Annotated in this window: 13 protein-coding genes; 7 read left to right on the plus strand and 6 right to left on the minus strand. The window is 58.6% G+C overall.

Annotated features, from left to right (window positions below):
- Positions 1 to 26 precede the first annotated feature (26 nt).
- From VGM18_18510 to VGM18_18525, 4 genes are all read right to left on the minus strand, one after another.
- Entirely contained in the window at positions 27 to 2,165 is a 2,139-nt protein-coding gene (locus VGM18_18510; GenBank protein HEY3975006.1) for a 4-hydroxy-2-oxovalerate aldolase, read from the minus strand.
- Between the two features lie 20 nt (positions 2,166 to 2,185).
- Entirely contained in the window at positions 2,186 to 3,322 is a 1,137-nt protein-coding gene (locus tag VGM18_18515; protein ID HEY3975007.1) for a DegT/DnrJ/EryC1/StrS family aminotransferase, read from the minus strand.
- Between the two features lie 88 nt (positions 3,323 to 3,410).
- Positions 3,411 to 4,451, minus strand: coding sequence for a Gfo/Idh/MocA family oxidoreductase (locus VGM18_18520; GenBank protein ID HEY3975008.1), 1,041 nt, complete (start codon positions 4,449 to 4,451; stop codon positions 3,411 to 3,413).
- Positions 4,452 to 4,473: 22 nt separating this feature from the next.
- Positions 4,474 to 5,004 carry an acyltransferase gene (locus VGM18_18525; GenBank protein ID HEY3975009.1) on the minus strand — a complete coding sequence of 177 codons (531 nt, stop codon included), beginning with the start codon at positions 5,002 to 5,004 and terminating at the stop codon, positions 4,474 to 4,476.
- A 352-nt stretch (positions 5,005 to 5,356) separates the two neighbouring features.
- On the opposite strand from VGM18_18525, the gene VGM18_18530 reads away from it, so the two are divergent.
- Genes VGM18_18530 through VGM18_18560 form a run of 7 tightly spaced genes read left to right on the plus strand, consistent with a single transcriptional unit; the run spans position 5,357 to position 17,923 of the window.
- Positions 5,357 to 7,912, plus strand: a complete 2,556-nt coding sequence (locus tag VGM18_18530) for a hypothetical protein (GenBank protein HEY3975010.1) — start codon at positions 5,357 to 5,359, stop codon at positions 7,910 to 7,912.
- A 56-nt stretch (positions 7,913 to 7,968) separates the two neighbouring features.
- Positions 7,969 to 9,882: an asparagine synthase (glutamine-hydrolyzing) gene (asnB, locus tag VGM18_18535; protein ID HEY3975011.1), complete on the plus strand. Its 1,914-nt coding sequence runs from the start codon at positions 7,969 to 7,971 to the stop codon at positions 9,880 to 9,882.
- Positions 9,883 to 9,894: 12 nt separating this feature from the next.
- Positions 9,895 to 10,845, plus strand: a complete 951-nt coding sequence (locus tag VGM18_18540) for a glycosyltransferase family 2 protein (protein ID HEY3975012.1) — start codon at positions 9,895 to 9,897, stop codon at positions 10,843 to 10,845.
- The gene (locus VGM18_18545) at positions 10,842 to 12,368 is read left to right on the plus strand and encodes a DUF362 domain-containing protein (protein HEY3975013.1); all 1,527 of its coding nucleotides are present in this window, start codon (positions 10,842 to 10,844) and stop codon (positions 12,366 to 12,368) included. The genes VGM18_18540 and VGM18_18545 overlap by 4 nt, the downstream gene beginning before the upstream one ends.
- A complete protein-coding gene (locus tag VGM18_18550; GenBank protein ID HEY3975014.1) occupies positions 12,365 to 13,795 on the plus strand; it encodes a hypothetical protein in 1,431 nt (476 codons plus the stop codon). The genes VGM18_18545 and VGM18_18550 overlap by 4 nt, the downstream gene beginning before the upstream one ends.
- 38 nt (positions 13,796 to 13,833) lie before the next feature.
- Positions 13,834 to 16,071 (plus strand): bi-domain-containing oxidoreductase, encoded by a 2,238-nt coding sequence (locus VGM18_18555; GenBank protein ID HEY3975015.1) that lies wholly within the window; start codon positions 13,834 to 13,836, stop codon positions 16,069 to 16,071.
- Positions 16,072 to 16,120: 49 nt separating this feature from the next.
- A complete protein-coding gene (locus VGM18_18560) occupies positions 16,121 to 17,923 on the plus strand; it encodes a carbamoyltransferase C-terminal domain-containing protein (GenBank protein HEY3975016.1) in 1,803 nt (600 codons plus the stop codon).
- Here VGM18_18560 and VGM18_18565 read toward each other — a convergent pair.
- Both VGM18_18565 and VGM18_18570 read right to left on the minus strand, forming a co-directional pair.
- Positions 17,920 to 18,462: a DUF4337 domain-containing protein gene (locus VGM18_18565; protein ID HEY3975017.1), complete on the minus strand. Its 543-nt coding sequence runs from the start codon at positions 18,460 to 18,462 to the stop codon at positions 17,920 to 17,922. The genes VGM18_18560 and VGM18_18565 overlap by 4 nt on opposite strands.
- 4 nt (positions 18,463 to 18,466) lie before the next feature.
- Positions 18,467 to 18,880, minus strand: a complete 414-nt coding sequence (locus VGM18_18570) for a secondary thiamine-phosphate synthase enzyme YjbQ (protein ID HEY3975018.1) — start codon at positions 18,878 to 18,880, stop codon at positions 18,467 to 18,469.
- Positions 18,881 to 18,900 lie beyond the last annotated feature (20 nt).

Here is an 18,900-nt window from a genome sequence, read left to right on the forward strand (position 1 = left end):
GATGATGCAGAGTCGCGAATTCCCCTCTAACGAGCGCTTGCGCCGGTGAGTTGCGGTGTGACCAGTCGTCGGTTAATCTCCGTCTGAACCCGGCGCACGCGTTCAGCGTCGTGTTCGTTATAGCGAAAGCGCACCCCGCCTTGACCGTCGCAGACTCCAACCACTCGCGTCGGATGATGCACGCTGTCAACGATCACGTCGCCGGATTTACCCATGGCACCGCCGGCTACTACCGGTACCCCGTCCAAAGTTTCCCAACCCAGCGCGTCGCGCATTTCCATCAGCGATTCGTGCGTCGCGGACAGCCTGCCGGTCAAGGCGGGCCAGATGTTGACTCGCAGCAGGAAGCATCCCTGTTGCTGCGCTGTGGCGATTCCGGTCGGCAGAATCGTTCCAATCCCCGCGTCCAGTACATAGGTCTTCGGGGCCAGGCATTTTGTGAATCGCCGATCAAACCACGGTCTTCCAGATGGCCACACGACCACTACCCTCGCGCGATTCAACGCATCGAACGCCGAACCAGACTCAGCCTTCATGACAGACAGTTGTAATTCCTGCCCGTCCAGCGAGAGCGATCGAACATGATCGAGCGACGGCGCGTTGGAAGTCTGCTCCGGATCAGGCAGCAGCGTGACGCGCGCACCGCGTTCGGCAAATCGCAAAGCCAGGAAACGGCTGCGGGGATGGTCGCCGGCGATCACAATCTCACAATCGTTCAGTACTTCGTGCAGCAGACGGACCACCTGCTCCTCGACGGCCTCAACCCATACCCGACTGTCGAGGTAAGTGAGAAGCGCAGTTCTCTGGAGGATCGCCCGAGCGCTTTCCGCAACGTTCCTAGGGCCGAAAGGTTTGCGGTCAACATCCAATAACAAAACGTCCGTTCTGCCGTCGGCCGTATGCAGAACAGTATCCAGATGCGCAGCGCCCGTCAGGGTCACCGAACCGACCACGTGCGACTGGGTGGAATGGATGTTGCCCGAGACCAGGAAATCCTTCAGCGGCTTCTCTCCCGTAACCACGTTCAGCGCCGAAAACTTCCCCGCCTTGACGGCACGGGCTCGCAATTCTTTCAGCAGTGCGTCCAAGGCGTCGGCAGAAGTTTTCTCTCTGTCCGATTCCACACGGAATGCGGGAATCGAAAGCACGCGAGGCATCTTCAGAGTTGCGAGTTCGTGGCTGAGGCGCTCCAGCAATTCGTCCGGCGCAGATAGCTGATCTTCCTGACACAGGCGGACGATCAGGTCGCGCACATCGATGTCATGCTTGCGCGCGTAATTTTGCACCTTGCCGGTGAAGGACGAATGAAACTTGGCCAGCCCGCCGGTCACGGCCATGGGGTCGACACCGCGTTTCCCGAGCAGCGGCTGAATCAGTCCCTGGCCCACGTCCATCGCGGCCTTCAGATCGATATGCTGCACGGACCCGCGTCTTTGCAGGATCGCCACCAGCACTTCGGTGACGGTATTGCCGGCGGATCGTCCCATGCCTTGCAGCGAAGAATCAACCAGCACCACACCTTCATCAATAGCGCGCAGCGTGTTGGCCATGGCGAGAGAGAGATTGTCGTGCCCGTGGTAGCCGAGCGGAGACGCACTTTCCGACTTTGCAGCGCGCAGGTACGCCGCCACCGAATCCGGGTCCATGCTGCCCGCAGAATCGACCAGACAGGCAATATCCGCGCCCCAGTCATGCACCTTCGCCACGACCGCGCCAAATTCCGCCGGGGAAACGGCGTACGACTTCATCGCGTTATAGGAGACGATCAGCCTCAGCTCTTTCGCCAATGCGATGTAAGGCTCAGCCTGCACAGCTTCCGTCACGTTAGTGCCAACGCGAAGGAACGACATGCCGTAGTTGGCGGCCATCCGAATATCTTCCTCGCGTCCAATGCCCGGGATGAAGAACATTCCCCACTTCGCGTGCTGGAGAGCCCCACTCGCGGCTTCCATGTACTCTTCGTCGGTTGCTGCGGCTATGCCCTTGCCGCATTGCGACGCATTCAGGCCCAGGCCGTGCCCGACTTCGATCCAGCGGAATCCGCAGCCTTCCAGCGCGGCGGCAATCGTCGCGGTATCTTCCGCGGTGAACTGGAAGTCGATGAGATACGACCCGTCCCGTAGCGTGACTTCCAGAATGTCGGGAATCGCTGCGAATGTAGCCATGATCAATTCTTGCTCCAGCGTTAGCGCGATACCGCGGTCGTCGATCTGTGCGGGACCGCCTTCTTTACAGATGTGGCAACTTCCGCAACTGCCTGGAAGGAAAGTTCAGGGTAGAGTGGAAGCGAGAGAACTTGTTGCGCCGCCGCTTCCGCGTTGGGAAAATCTCCGCGGCCATAACCCAAATCAGCATACCCCGGCTGCAAATGCGCGGGCACTGGATAATGAATGCCCGTCTGAATTCCATCGGCCAACAGCGCGGATTGCAGGCCGTCGCGATCGTCCACGCGCAGCGTGTAAACGTGATACACGTGCCGTCCCCACGGCATCTCGGTGGGCATTTCAACGCCCGAGTCGGCCAGATATTCATTGTAGAGTTTCACCACCGCACGGCGAGCCTCAGTCCACCTGTCGAGGTGACCCAACTTCACACGCAGGATCGCACCCTGAAAGCCTTCCATTCGATAATTGAATCCCCGCAGCACATGATGATACTTGCGGTCCTGACCCCAGTCGCGCAGCATACCGATCGTCCGCGCATATCCGGGATTGCTGGTAGTCACAGCGCCGCCCTCGCCGTAGGCTCCCAGATTCTTGCCAGGATAAAAACTGAAGCACGCCATGTCGCCGATGCTGCCCACAGTGCGGCCTTTATATTTTGCTCCGTGAGCTTGAGCCGCGTCTTCGATAACAACCAACCCGCGCCGCCGCGCAATTTCCATGATCGGATCCATGTCGGCGGATTGGCCGTAGAGATGCACCGGCAGGATTGCCTTGGTGCGCGGCGTGATCGCCGCTTCGATCGCGGACGGATCCATGGTGAACGAGCGCGGATCGATGTCCACGAGAACCGGCCGCGCTCCGGCATAAAGAACCGCAGCCACGCTGGCCACAAAAGTGAACGGCACGGTGATCACTTCATCGCCGGGACCAACTCCGGCCGCCAGCAACGCCAGATGTAAGGCGCTGGTGCCGGAATTCAGCGCGATGCATTCGGCCGTTCCGCAGTAGTCCGCGAACTCCCGCTCAAAGCCTGCGACTTCCGGGCCCAGCACGAATTGGCAGCTTTCCAATACGCGCGCGATGGCCGCATCAATCTCGGGCTTGATGCTCTGGTACTGCGCTTTCAAATCGAGGTAAGGAACTTTAATCTTGGCCATGAAATTCAGCTTCTAGCTCTTACCTTCTAGCTAGGAACTCGGAAACTAGCAGCTAGAAGTTCAATTCTATTTCTCGTCGGCCGCGCGGCTATGCCGTGGCCTCCATCGTCGTCAGGCGCAAGTCCACTGGACGCCCATGCTGCTCCATTGATTGCGATGCAGCCTGCAAAATTTCCACGACCCGCAGTCCCGCAGCGCCGCCCGTGATCGGTTCCTCCTGCCGTTCGATGCAGCGCAGGAAGTGGTCGATTTCGCAGCGCAGCGCTTCGGTGCCGTCGATCTGCGGTGCCAGCATGTCACCCGTGCGGTAGCCCACCATCAACTGATACATCTTTTCCTGGTTCTGATGATTGTTTAGCGTGATGCCCTTGTCGTAGACCTTGATCTTTTCGCTCTGCTCAATATCGTCATAAACGATCATCTTGCGGCTGGCGCCAATCAGCGTCCGCCGCAACTTCACCGGTGCCAGCCAGTTCGCATGGATGTGCGCGATCTGGCTGCCTTCGAAAAATAGCGTGAGGTACGCGATGTTCTCGGTGCTGCCCGGTACGTGGCTGAGTCCGGTAGCGGAAACTGCGCAGGGCCGGAATGGCAGCACGTAATCCATGATCGACAGGTCGTGCACTGCCAGATCCCACAGTACGTTCACATCGTGCTGAAACAACCCGAGGTTTACCCGAACCGAATCGTAATAATAAATTTCGCCCAGGCCTCCGCTGTCGACCAGTTCGCGAATCTTGCGCACGGCTCCCGTATACACAAAAGTATGATCGACCATAAGCACGCGGTTTCTTTTCTGCGCCAGGTCGATCAGGCGCTGCACCTGATCGATATTCGACGCCAGAGGTTTCTCGACCAGCACGTGCTTGCCCGCCTGCAACGCGCGCAGAGCCAGGTCATAGTGTGTAGAGACCGGCGTAGCGATCGCGACCGCATCAATCGAAGGGTCGTCAATCAATTCACGAAAATCCGCCGTGGTCTTGATCGTGGGATACCGGCTCTTCACCCGAGCCAGCCGCTCCTCTCGCAAATCGCTCACGCAGGCGACTTGTGCGCCGCTCGCCTCAAAACAATTCCGCACCAGATTCGGACCCCAGTAGCCGTAGCCGATCACGCCGATACGAACCAAAATTCCTCCCTGTCGAACTTGGTTAACGTGCCGATTTCGATTTACGCTTCGATGCCGAGTGCAATGTTGACTTCGACGTTACCATCTGCGAGAGACTGCGCCCCAATCTCGCCGGAACGCCCTTCGCAATCTGGTGGTCGGGCACATCGTGAGTTACGACCGCTCCGGCGCCGATCAGGGCGCCCTCGCCGATTGTCACCCCCGCCAGGATCACGGACCCACTTCCGATCGACGCGCCGCGCTTTACACGCGTCGGCACAACTTTCCAGTCAGCCTCAGTTTGCAGTCGGCCATCCTCGGTTGCTCGTGGATATAAGTCGTTGATGAACATCACTCCGTGGCCGACGAATACTTCGTCGTCGATGGTGACCCCTTCGCAAACGAATGTGTGAGAAGAAATCTTGCAGCGCTTCCCAATCAAAGCGTTCTTCTGAATCTCGACGAAGGCGCCAATCTTAGTTTCGTCTCCTACGCTGCATCCGTAGAGGTTGACCAGATCGGGCTGGAAGATCTTCACTCCATGGCCGAGCACGACGTTAGCAGAAATTGGCATGAAAACCGTTGTGCTCATTCGCCCTTCGGAACGCGAAGGATGACGCGCAGGGGTTCGCGACTCAAAATGGAGCAAATCGCACGATACAACAGAACGGTGCGGGCATCAACTGCGGCCCCAATTGTGGTGCATCGCCTGCCAGTCGCCGCTCTTGCACCAGTCGAGTTTGGCGAAATCGGTTCGCCCGCCTTACAGTATCGAATACTCGAAAGCATCCGCCTGGCCAAACGTCTCAGCCGCACATCAGGAGGGCACCATGTTGAGTCCAGATCGTTTCCCCGGGAGTCACTTCCGTTCGCGACGAGGTTCCTGGCGACCCGCCACCCGAGCCCTGGGCGCCTCGGTTGGAGTCTTGACCCTGGCTTTCGCGATCTTCACTTCGTTACACCACCCGCCCTACGCCTCGGCTTCCGATTCAGGTCCGCTGGCGGCAAACATTTATCGTTCTGCAACGGATCTGAACTGGCGTCAAAGTCCCTCGTCGGCACTCAATTCGGCGGGTCGTAACTCCTTAACGCTCGATCCCTGTCCGCCCGGCGTAATCGCCGCCGAGCCCTGGTACTACGTCTACATCTCCGGCACCGGGGCGCCGGAGCCCGTTAAGGTTACGGGAGGAACCTGCAAAGGAGATGGGCACTCCGGCACGCTGGAGTTCACCACGGCTCATTCCCATTCCGCCGGCTACGTTGTGGGCAGCGCCTCGGGCGGAATTCAGGAGGCTTCCATTGCGGCGCGATTTACTCCCACCAATCCCACGGGAAGCTCGCAGTCCGGCAGGGTCGTGATTCCCCCCGGCGAGTATGACGTTTTTGCGCCCATATCCATTCGGGCAGGAGGCCAGACGGTCGATTTCGCTGGCTCAATTCTCAATTGCTACACGCCGAATGACGCCTGCGTTTTTGTGGGCGAACACGGATCCGCGAGTGCTTTCGGCGACATCACGCTGTTGAGCCCCCGCGGCAGGCCAATGATGATCGCAGGCACGAAGCCGTTCATCGAGGTCAACGCCGAGGCGACGCGCATCTTCAACGTGACTACTCGCCTCGCCCCGCGCAATGGCAGCTTCGGTTCCTACGTTCAGGTGGACGACGACCAGGCGTTTCTGCTCGACGGACTGGATACCACCATCGGTGGACATGGCGTAACTTGCAATCCCACGTACTGTGGTGCGTACGTTGTGGCTCCGGGGCCTTTCAACCGCTGGTCCGCCGTCGGCTGGCTCAAGAATCTTAATCTTTCGTTGCAATGCGAGGGCAAGGGCGTGGAGTGGCTCTCCGGCAACGGCCTGAGGATTTCCGATAGTGTCATTCAAGGCTGGTCGGTTTTTGGCGTGCGGGTCAGCAACCAGCATGGAGGATACGGCGGCTTCATCTCGGAGAACGTTTATTACGAATCGTCCCCCACCTGTACGGAATACAGCCCACTAGGAAACGTCGGCAACGCCGGGATCATCGCCGAGGGCGTGCAAGTCAAGCTCAGCGGACTTGCGAACAATGGCGCTTCCGGCACGTTTCCAAACTGGGGAGCGAAGACGGGTTCGCGGGACTGGCTCTACTGGGTAGTTCCGGTGCACGCCACATTTGGTGAAGGCTTTCCACTGCCCGCCGGCTATGCCCTTTCCAGCGGTTCTGGAAGCGTGACCGGAACATTTCCCCGGATCGCCGGAGCATCGAGTTACAAAATACTCAAAATCGATTGGGACTCGCGCAGCCTTCGTCCATTTCCCGAAGGCACGGGCAAGTATCTGGTGACCACGGTGCAGCAGAGTTCATGCGCCACCCTGACTTGTTCTTTCACCGACAATGGCGGAGAACTTTCTTCGTACACCAATGCGGCGGAAGATCTCTCGCGCAACCTGTACATGCCGCGCCTGGATTTTTGGCCGGGGGCAGTCATTATCAGCCCGAACGACGACAGGTCGACCGCCAACTATTCCAATGTCCCACCCCCGCTCCAGGCGGACATTCTCGGCGCAGGCGCTATCGTGAGCACGGTTCCTCCCGGGGCAATCACGGGATCGGCGCATGTGTTGATATCGACGGCGGCCACTCCGCCGGCAGCTGCGAATCTGGAGGCGCTCCAAACCAACGCGACCGGTTACATTCCGGGAGCGACAATTATGAAAGCCGCCAATGGGCTACAGACGCCGCAAACCGGCCACAAGGGACGACTCAACTTTGGCCACCGCGGGGCAATTTCCTCTTTCACTCCGCTGATTACATTAGGGGACAGCAATTGGGGAAAAACCTGGACCACTGCCAATCATCGCCCAGACGCCGACCTTAACGACCTCGATCTCGGCTATGAAGGAAACATCGACACGTTTTACAGCCGTGCCCAGAACGAAGTTCGCGAATACATTGGAAAATTTCCCGATGGCAAACCGCAGGAGAAGCTGACGGCCGCGGCCAAGACCTTCAATGTTCCGGTGACTATTAACGGAAATCTCACCGTGACAGGAAAATGTGTCGGTTGCGCCGCCGACTCGGGCAACACTGCGGCTTCCGGTGAAGAGGGCCGCCGGTGGGCGGTATCGTTGATTGGCCAAAAGGCAGCCATTTCGCCGACGAATTTGTGTCCCGCTACTGCCTGCAAATCTGGGCAATATCGGGTCAGCTATTACGTCGATTCCACAAGTGCGTGCTCGTCCGCCGGCAGCGCAGAAGCCGCGCTCACGATCGGATGGTCCGACGAAACCAGTCAGAAGGCCATCCGCGTGCCGCTTTCGGGAGCCGGCATCTCCGATGGCAATCGTCTGATGTTGGGAGGCGCGTCCAATTTTGGCGGCGGCAATATTTCTCTTTGGTCGGCAGGTAATGCCGCGATTACTTATGCGACCGCTTACAAGCCATGCGCGACTGGCTCGGGCACCTACGCCGTGAGGATTACGGTTGAGAAAGTGCAATGATGCGGCACGGCGCCTCGCGTACGCTAGACTGCTCCAGTACAGGGTGATAGCTCAATATGTGTGGAATCTTCGGCATCATAGCGCATGGCGCGCGCATCCCCGACGGCGTGCTGGAACGCGGCACGCAGTCCCTGGCGCACCGCGGGCCCGATGATTCCGGCACGATTCTTCTCCGCGATGCCATCCCCGATCCGATAGAAATCGGCCTGGGCAACCGGCGTCTTTCTATTCTCGATCTCTCCCCGCTCGGCCATCAGCCCATGCACGATGCGGAAACCGGCAACTGGATCGTCTACAACGGCGAGATCTATAACTTCCGCGAGGTTCGCGCCGAACTCCAGCAAGCCGGCACAAACTTCGTCAGCCACTCTGACACTGAAGTCCTGCTGAAGGCGTACGCCCGTTGGGGCGATGCGTGCCTGGCGAAATTTCGTGGCATGTTCGCTTTTGCTTTGTGGGACGCGCACCGGCATCGCTTATTCATCGCCCGCGATCCCATGGGCATCAAGCCCCTGTACTACGCCCATGCCGGTTCGTATTTGATTTTCGCCTCGGAAGTTCGCACTCTGCTGGGAACCGGCCTTATTCAACTTCGCATCGATCCCGCCGGTCTCATCAACTACCTGACTTTCGGTTCGGCCTACGATCCGCTGACAATCGTGGAGGGAGTTCGTTCGCTTCCTCCAGGCCACACTCTGAGCTGGAAGGGCGGAACTCTTCAGCAGTCCTCCTATTGGGATCTGGTGGACGATCCGGCGACTGGCGGGCATTCGAGCGAACCGTTCGCAGTTAGAAACGAACCGCCCGCCGCGCCCTTACAGCCCCTCCTGGAAGAAGCCGTGCGCTTGCAGTTAGTCAGCGACGTGCCCGTGGGAGTGTTTCTCTCCGGAGGCATTGATTCCAGTGCCCTGGTCAGCATTCTCAGCCGCAGTGGTATAACCGCCAGTACATTCTCGATCGTTTTCCGGGAAGCCGATTTTTCCGAGGCCGAATACTCGCGCGCCGTTGCCGCCAGGTTTCACACCGATCATCACGAGATCAACGTTTCGCAGAGCGATGTCCTGGCCGCGATTCCAGATGCCTTGGGCGCGATGGACTTGCCCACCATGGACGGCATCAACACTTATTTTGTTTCGCGAGAAACCCGGCGCGCCGGGGTGAAAGTCGCGCTCTCAGGACTCGGAGGCGACGAGGTCTTTGCCGGGTACTCTTCGTTCCGAACGTTACCGAGTGTCGAGCGGTACGCCTGGCTCTGGAAACGTGTGCCCCGCCCCGTTCGTGGTTCGCTGGCGTCGATGTTTGCCGCACTCGCTCCCGAGAGCGACCAGAATCGCAAACTGGCCTCGCTCGCCCGCGCGAATGGCCGGATTCTGCACCCTTACTTCCTCACTCGAATGCTGTTTACGCCGGGGCAGCGTGACCTTCTTTTTCCTCGCACCGATCAAGCCACCGCTCGAACTGCCACCGCTTCGCAGTGCGATCGGCTGCAACGATCTCGTTTGCTCGACCCTGTGAATCGTGTTTCCTATCTCGAGTCGCGCTGTTATATGCTCAATACGCTGCTGCGCGATGCCGATTTTATGAGCATGTCCCAGGGCCTGGAGGTTCGCGTTCCCCTGATCGATCATCGGTTGGCCAAGGCGGTGCTGGCGCTTCCCGGGCGGTCGAAACTGAATGGCACGCCCAAGAAACTCCTGGTCGGGGCTCTGGCGGGCTCGCTGCCCGAGGAAATTGTGCACCGTCCCAAACGCGGTTTTACGTTGCCCTTCGAGCACTGGATGCGGCAAGAGCTTCTCTCCGAGATCGAGCTTGTACTCAAGAAAGAGCGGACCGGTGCCGGCCCGCTAGGCGGATTACTGGACGGCGCGCAGGTAGAACGAGTGTGGGAAAGTTTTCTGAGTGGCGCGACTTCGTGGTCGCGTCCATGGTCTTTGTACGTGCTGCAACGCTGGTGCGAACTTCATTTGTAAGGCATTTCAGAAATGCAAAAAGTCGAAGAAATCGCCAAGTTGGACGCGCTGACCGCGAACGGAAGATTACCGGTCAGCGTGATCGTCGCCGCCCGGAACGAAGAAAAAAATTTGCCTCGTTGTCTGGAAGCGTTGGGCGAGATGGGCGAGATTTATGTCATCGACTCGCAGAGCACCGACGCGACTCCTGAAATCGCTCGTTCTTTCGGAGCCAATCTGGTCCAATTCCACTACCAGGGTGGCTGGCCCAAGAAGCGTCAGTGGGCCATGGAAAATCTGCCTCTCGCGTTTGATTGGATTTTGCTGCTCGATGCCGACGAAGAACTGACTCCCGCACTCGAGCAGGAAATCCGCCAAGCCATCGCCGACCCGAACGTCAACGGCTACTACATTTCCCTGCGCATGTACTTTCTCAGCCGGCTGCTTCGCTACGGTGGCGCAGGTTTCTGGAAGCTCTCACTGTTTCGCCGCGGCAAAGGCGGCTACGAATGCCGCCTGAAAGATCAGGATTTATCCATGGCCGACATGGAAATTCACGAGCACGTTGTGGTCGAAGGCGCCACGGCTCGGCTAAAGAATCCGCTGGCTCACCGCAACGTCGATTCGCTCTCCCGCTACATTCGCAAGCACGACGAATATTCCAATTGGGAAGCAAAAGTCTGGATGGAAGGTGAAGCCAACGGGCAACTCGAGCCCTCATTTTTCGGCACGCAGGCGCAGCGTCGCCGCTGGCTCAAAACCAGGTTCCTTCGCCTTCCCGGCGCTCCGCTGTGGTTCTTTTTATTCAAGTATCTTTTCAGCCTGGGATTCCTCGATGGCGTTCCCGGCCTGATTTATTGCGGCTTGCAGGGCGTGCAAGCGTTTCATATCAAATCGAAGATCTATGAACTGCAACGAGCGGAACGAATAGGGCAGCCAGGAAAGGACGAGGCGGTTCGAACCTCGATGCGGCAGTCGCGATGAGACGGTTTCCGGAAAATTCAGTGGTTGCCTGGCGCGGCAGCAGCTCCGACTACTCGTCGACACCGCCCTTCGCGCCCTCTGAGTATTGTCCGGAATATACCTGTGGCGATGCCGGAGCAGAATCGAACCCCGCCTACGAAGGCGTGCGTGGCTGCTTCCAAACAGCGGGCCTCGACGCCGCCCACTTCAATACGCCGGAGTGGAACCCGTTGGGAGAATTGATTCATCCCGGCGAAACCGTTCTGCTGAAGCCGAACCTGGTGCACCAGCGGCACCCGCGTGATCCCCAGGGCTGGCGCTATGTAATTACGCACGGCAGCGTGATCCGCGCGGTCGCCGACTACGTTTGGAAAGCAATCGGCCCAAAAGGCAAGATCATCCTTGCCGATGCGCCGCAAACGGACGCTTCGTTTTCCGAGATATCACGGCTTCTCGGCCTCGATGCCATTCGAGATTTGTATCGGGCACGCGGACTCGCCTTCGAACTCATCGATCTGCGGCGGGAAGAGTGGACCACGCGCGGAGATGTAGTAGTGGAGCGTCGCAAGCTCTCTCCCAATCCTTATGGATCGATCGCCTTCGATCTCGGGCAAGCCAGCGAATTCGCCGGCCATCCCGGCGCCGGACACTACTACGGCGCGGACTACGATGCCGGCGTGGTCAATCGTCACCACAGCGGCGGGCGCCACGAATATCTCATCGCCGGTTGCGCCATCCAGTGCGATGTAGTGTTCAGCCTGCCGAAGTTGAAGACTCATAAAAAAGCGGGCGTTACGGCGAGTCTCAAAAACCTGGTAGGAGTTAACGCCGACAAAAACTGGCTGCCCCATCATACCGAAGGCGCTCGAGCGCATGGCGGAGATGAGGCCCCCACTCCCGGCTTGAAGCACCGCACCGAGCGCAAAGTTGCCGCCGCCATTCGCGAGATTTCGCATCGCATTCCCGTGGTCGGCCCTTGGGTTCACCAACTGGCTCGCGGCGTGGGCAAGCCAATGTTCGGCGATACCGAGACGACCGTTCGCAGCGGCAATTGGTTCGGCAATGACACCGTGTGGCGCATGTGCCTCGACTTGAACAAACTGGTGTTCTATGGCAACGCCGACGGTTCGCTCCGGGATCCCCAACGGCACAGCCGTAAGCGCCATCTCGTCTTGGTCGATGGAATTCTGGCCGGTCAAGGAAGCGGGCCGCTGAACCCCGACCCCGTGCCCGCGGGAGTTCTGCTGTTTGGCGTGCATCCCCCCAGTGTGGACGCCGCTTGCGCCTATCTCATGGGTTTTGATCCCGACCAGATTCCGATTGTGTCGCGGGCGTTTCAGTGCCGGAGTTTCCCGCTCGCCAATCACCACTGGCGCGAGATCGTCATTCAAAGCAACGACTCTGCGTGGAATCGGTCACTCGTCGATGTTTCCCCCGACGATACTCTTCGCTTTATCCCTCACTTCGGTTGGAAGGGACACATCGAACTTTCCCCGCACGAGATTTCCACCGATCAACCCGTCGAGGCGGCTCACCAGCCATGAGCGAATCCGTTCTCGTCGAGCAAATTTATCCTCGCTTGCCGGTTTTCCTCCAGAATGCGGCCTGCTGGTACTACGGCAAGAAAGAAGCGCGCGCCCGTTTCGGAAGCATCTTTGACCAGCGGTTGCGGGAATTAATGGATTCCGAACAATGGAGCGCGTCGGAGATCGAAGCGTTCCAGAACGAAAGGCTTCGCCGTCTCGTCCGCCATGCCTATGAAACCGTCCCGTACTATCGCGAACGCTGGAAGAGTCTGAAGTTATCGCCGGACGACATCCGTTGCCGCGAGGATCTTTCTAAGCTGCCGGTGCTGACCAAAGAGGACGTGCGGCAGAACTTCGCTCGCCTCGTTTCGCAGGATGCGTCCAGTCGCGATCTTATATTTCGCCACACCAGTGGAACCACGGGAAAAGCTCTGCATTTTTATGTCACGAAAGCGGCCATTGCGTTTCAATGGGCGGTATGGTGGCGTCACCGGCTGCGCTTCGGCGTTGAGCCCGGCGCATGGCACGCGAACTTCACCGGCAAACGAGTGGTTCCGCTCCACCAGCAATCGCCGCCTTATTGGCGCTGGAATCGGCCCCTGTCTCAGGCTTTGCTTACCATGCATCACCTCACGCCCGCCAAAATCGGCAGTGTGATGGGGTTTCTCAACTCCCGCAGTTTCGAGTTCTATTCCGGGTATCCGTCGATCATCCATATGCTGGCGCTGCATGCCATGGAAGCCGGGTTGACTCTGCATGCCCCTCCCCGCGCAGTTTTCACTGGCGCAGAGAACTTGCTCGACTTTCAACGCCGCGACATCCAGAAATTCACCGGAACCGGCGCCGTTCTGAGCGACCAGTACGGTTGCTCCGAAGGTTGTGGCAACGCGTCGCAGTGTCCAGAATTGGTTTACCATGAAGACTTCGAGTTTGGGATTATCGAAGGCACAGAACTTCATCCCGGCAGTACGGCCAAGTCGATTCTCTGCACCGGTTTTGCCAGCGACGTTTTCCCCTTGATTCGTTACGAAGTAGGCGATATTGGCGTGTGGCAGCAGGGCGGTTGCGCCTGCCCTTGCGGGCGCACTTCCAGGGTCATGCTGCGCATTGAAGGACGCCAGGACGATTATGTCATCACCCCGGAGGGCGCCCGCATCATGCGCTTCGACTATGTGTTCAAGGATGCGCTCAAGGTAAAAGAGGCGCAGGTCGTCCAGGAGAAGGTGGGCGAAATTACAGTTCGAGTGGTGCGCCGCGACCGCTACGGCGCCGGCGACGAAGCGGATATTCGACGCGAAATCCGACGCTGGATCAGCGCGCAACTTGTCGTTCGATTTGAATACCTCGATGAAATCGAAAGGGAACCCAACGGAAAATTCCGCGCGGTTCTGTCCCGGATGAAATCCCAACCGAACGTTCCCGTGACTGAACAGGTGAAGCTCTGAAACAAGTTCTCCAGGACGCACGCAGCGGTGAAATTGCCGTGGAGGAAGTTCCCGCACCGCAACTTCTTCCCGGTTGCGCGCTGGTGCGGATTGCCGCATCCGTAGTATCGGCCGGAACCGAGCGCGCAGCCGCGGAATTTGCGCGCAAGAGCCTGCTGCAGAAGGCGAAGTCGCGACCTGATCTAGTGCGGGAAGTCATCGGTAAAGTTCAGCGCGACGGAATTGTCGCCGCGATTCAGGCCGTTCGCAGTCGTCTCGACCAGCCGCAAAATCCGGGGTATAGCAGCGCCGGAACCGTTATTGCCGTCGGCGAGGGCGTCATGGATTTGCGGACGGGTGACCGCGTCTCCTGCGCCGGCGCGGGTTTCGCCGTTCACGCGGAGATCGCATGCGTGCCGCGATTGTTGATGGCGCGAATTCCTGCACGTAATTCGATCCTTGGGCAAACTCCGGGCGAAGTTCGACCTGAAACTCCCAGAGAAGTCCCATTCGATGAAGCTGCATTCTGTACGCTCGGTGCTGTGGCTCTGCACGGCATCCGCACTTCCGAGTCCAGGCTGGGCGATATTGTCGCCGTGATTGGTTTGGGCTTGCTGGGCCAACTCAGCGTACAACTGCTGAAGGCTGCGGGCTGCAACGTACTGGGAATGGACACTGATGCATCGCGCGCTGACCTGGCTGGAAAAATGGGCGCCGACGGCGTCGCCAGTTCTGCCGCGGCCTTTCGCGATCTCTGTTCTGAGACATCGAGTGGCGCCGGCGTTGACTGCGTCCTGATCGCGGCCGAAACCTCCAGCAGCGATCCGGTCAATCTGGCAGGCGCCATCGCGCGGGATCGCGCGATCGTCGTCGCTGTCGGCACGGTCGGCATGGACATCCAGCGCAAAGCCTATTACGAGAAGGAACTCGACTTCCGCGTCTCGCGCTCCTACGGCCCCGGCCGCTACGACGCCGCTTACGAGCAGAAAGGCCGAGACTATCCCATCGGTTACGTGCGCTGGACCGAAACCCGTAACATGGAAGCCTTCGTGCGCCTGCTCGCCGAGGGAAAGCTGGATGTGAGTGCGCTGATCACACACCGTTTTCCGATCGAGCGCGTCCAGAGCGCTTATGACTTAATCACCGGAAAGTCGAGCGAGCCGTTCCTGGGAGTCGTAATTCAATATGCCGCGGGTGCGGAAGCGGCGCGAACCCTCGCGCTTGCGCCACAAAGCGTGCAACCGGCCCAGCCTCCAGTTGCGGGCAACGTTTCCGTCGGAGTGCTGGGCGCTGGAGTCTTTGCCGCAGGCACGCTCATTCCCGCGCTGAAAGCGTCGTCGAACACCACTCTCGTTGTAGTTTGTGCGGCCACTGGATCTCACGCCCAGCACGCCGCAAAGAAATTCGGATTCTCCCAGTCCTCGACCGACGAGAGCGATCTCATTCGAAATTCCAACATCAACACGGTTGTCATCGCCACTCGCCACCATCTGCACGCGAAACAGGTCCTGGCAGTGCTAGCGGCAGGGAAGCACGTCTTCTGCGAAAAGCCGCTGTGCCTGACTGAAGATGAGTTACGCGCAATCGTCGATGCCTATCTTTCAATCCCTTCGGCTCGGCGTCCGGCGCTGATGGTCGGCTTCAATCGCCGCTTCGCCCCCATGGCCCTAAGCCTTAAATCATTCCTCGCTCCTATCGCCGAACCGCTGGCGCTGCACTATCGTATTAACGCCGGGCATCTTTCTCCTGGCCATTGGGTGAACGATCCTGAGCAGGGAGGCGGCCGCATTCTCGGCGAGGTTTGCCACTTCGTCGACCTCCTCGCCTTTCTCGCGGGCGCACCTATCGTCGAAGTCGAAGCGCGAGCTGTCGGCAACTCCGGTCGCTACAGTGGCGACAATGTTCTGATCTCGTTGCGCTTTGCCAACGGCTCCGAGGGGACGATCGGTTATCTGGCCAATGGCGACCGTGCATTCTCCAAAGAACGCATCGAAGTGTTCGGGGGCGGAAGCGCCGCGGTGCTCGAAGATTTTCGCCGTCTGGAACTAGTACGCAGCGGCCGCAAACAGACGATTCATGCGCGCTGGCGTCAGGACAAAGGACATCAGGCCGAGTGGGCAGCATTTGCGCAGGCCGCGCAGCAGCATGCCCAGGCCCCGATCGAATTCGACGATCTGGTGTGCTCTACGCTCGCTACCCTGCGCGTCCATGAGGCGCTGGGGACCGGCAACCGCCTGGCTGTACGCGCCGCAGCATTTCTGGATGCAGCGCGGGAAAACTCCAGCGTTCAACCGTGATTTTCAGATAATGATTCGCACGCAACATCCGAGGAGGCGAATGTAGTTCATGCTGATTCTGGGCCTCAACATGTTTCACGCCGATGCCTCCGCGGCGATCGTGCTCGACGGCGAAATCAAATTTGCCATCGCCGAGGAGCGCTTGAACCGCCAAAAACATTTCGGCGGCTTTCCCGCCCTCGCGGTCAAAGCCTGCCTGGATGCCGTCGGCGCGAAGATTTCCGACATCGAACATATTGCCGTCGGACAAGACAGCGACGCGAATCTCACGAAGAAAGTTCAATACGCGCTGGCGAACCCGGCCAAGATCCTGAACTTTATTCGGCTTCGTCAGCGCAAAGAAGCCATGCGCGACGTGCGCTCGCTGCTCTCGAAGGCGCTCGACGTCGATGCGGCGCAACTTCGTTTTCAGGAGCATCATCTCGAACATCACATCGCCCATATTGCCAGCGCCTACTACTGCTCGCCCTGGGATAAGGCGGCAGGATTCAGCTACGACGGCTCCGGCGATTTCGTTTCCACCATGATGGCCCGCTGCGAAGGCAACGAAATCGAAGTCCTCGATCGAGTGTTTCTTCCGCACTCGCTGGGCAGCTTCTATAGCATGATTTGCGAATTCATCGGCTATGGCAAATATGGCGACGAAGGCAAAGTTATGGGCCTCGCGCCCTACGGAAAAGATACGTACTGCGAAGCGATCGGCAAGATCGTTACGCCGAGTTTCAAGGCAAACAGAGGTTTTGCACTCGACCTTAGCTATTTCAAGTCGCTGGGCAGCAATCAGGGGATGCAGGTTCTCGCCGACGGTACCGTAAAGCTGGCGCGCCATTTCTCCGCGCGAATGGAGGAGTTATTCGGCGACCCGCGCCACCCTCATGCTGAGATCGCCCAGCGCGACATGGACCTGGCCTTCGCCATGCAAAACCGCTTTGAAGAGATATTTTTCCATCTGTCGAATCAGCTTCATAGTCAAGTCCCGCTTGAAGACCTTGCCTTGGCCGGCGGATGCGCACTCAATAGCGTGGCCAATGGCAAACTATTCGATCGCACGCCCTTCCGCCGAACCTACATTCAGCCCGCCGCCGGAGACGAAGGCCTGGCCATTGGCGCCGCTCTGCATACCTATCATTCCGTGCTCAAGCAACCGCACCGCCACGAATTGAAGAATTCCTACCTCGGTCCGGAGTTCTCCGACTCGCGCATCCAATCGGCGCTTCAGCGCGCCGGGCTAGACGCTCGCAAATTGGATCGCGCCGCATTACTCGATGCAGTCGCGGATGAGATTGCAGCCGGCAATGTCGTCGGCTGGTTTCAGGGCCGCATGGAGTGGGGTCCCCGCGCCCTCGGCAATCGCTCGATCGTCGCACATCCCGGCCTGCCTAATATGAAAGATGTTCTCAACGCCCGCATCAAGCACCGCGAGTGGTTCCGGCCTTTTGCGCCTTCCATCCTGGCTGACTATCAACGCGAGTACTTCGAACGCGATCATCCTTCGCCCTTCATGCTGCACGTTTATAAAATTCGGGCCGAGAAGCGTAAGGAACTGTGCGCTGTGAATCACGTGGACGATACCGGCCGCCTCCAGAGCGTAACGCGCGAAGAGAATCCGATGTACTACGATCTCATCTCCGCCTTCCATCGCAAAACCGGCATTCCCGTGATTCTCAACACCAGCTTCAACGAGAATGAGCCGATTGTCTGCACGCCCGAAGAAGCGATCGACTGCTTTCAGCGCACGCGAATGGATACACTGGCGATTGGTCCATTCCTGGTAGTAAAGCCGGATGGGAAATATGAAGTTGCATCCACTTCCGCGCCGGAAGCAATAAGGATTAGCCGGACGCAGACCTAGTGCACCAGGAATCCGGTCGTCGCGATCACGATTCCTACAACACCCAGCAACACGCCCAGATACCAGAAGATTCTACGCCCCGAGAGCAGCGTAATCGACGTGATCACCAACCCCACTTCGAGAAAGACTTCCGCCAGATCAAATCGATCGGCGCGATTCCGCTCGTGGCCAACTTCGGTTTCCATATCGCGCGCCTTGTCCTCGATTTCCTTTTGTTCGTCTTTGTAGCGAGCCGCCTCGCCGGCATACTTGTCATGCAATTTGGCCAGAGTGGCAGCGTCGGTAGTCGCCTCTACCGAGGTCAGGTCGACGAAGAGTTCGTCAGTATGCCGCCGAATATTCTTAGCCTGATAGTAGGCCCATTGATCGGAAGACTTAGCTTGTAGCACGACTTCTTCAGTGTGGGCGCGATGCCCAAGCAAAGTGACTACCGCTACCAGCACCGCCAGCATCGCCATGGTCATCGAGATCGGCGCCAGCGTGGGATCGTGTTTCGCATGCTCTGCGTGTTCCTGTAATTCGTTTAGCTCTTCCGACATCGCGTCACTCTCCCATAACTTTTACGATCACGCGCTTGTCCCGCTGCCCATCGAATTCCGCGTAAAAAATTCGCTGCCATGTGCCCAAATCCAGCTTGCCCGCGGTAATGGGCACGATTACTTCATGATGAATCAGCAGCGCTTTGAGATGTGAGTCGCCATTGTCCTCGCCGGTTTCATGATGCTTGTAGTTCTTGCGAAACGGCGCCAGATGCTCCAGCCACTGATCGATGTCCTCGATCAAGCCGCTCTCGTTGTCGTTGACATACACTCCGGCGGTAATGTGCATCGCCGAAACCAGCACCATGCCTTCCCGTACTCCGCTCTTAGCGACGATCTCATCGACCTGCGGCGTGATGTGCACGTAAGCACGATGCGTTTTGGTGTGAAACTTCAAATATTCCGTAAGCGTCTTCATTTCGAAATTCCTGATCGCTG

It is taken from the genome of Candidatus Sulfotelmatobacter sp. (assembly GCA_036500765.1).
Taxonomy (GTDB): Bacteria; Acidobacteriota; Terriglobia; order Terriglobales; family Acidobacteriaceae; genus Sulfotelmatobacter.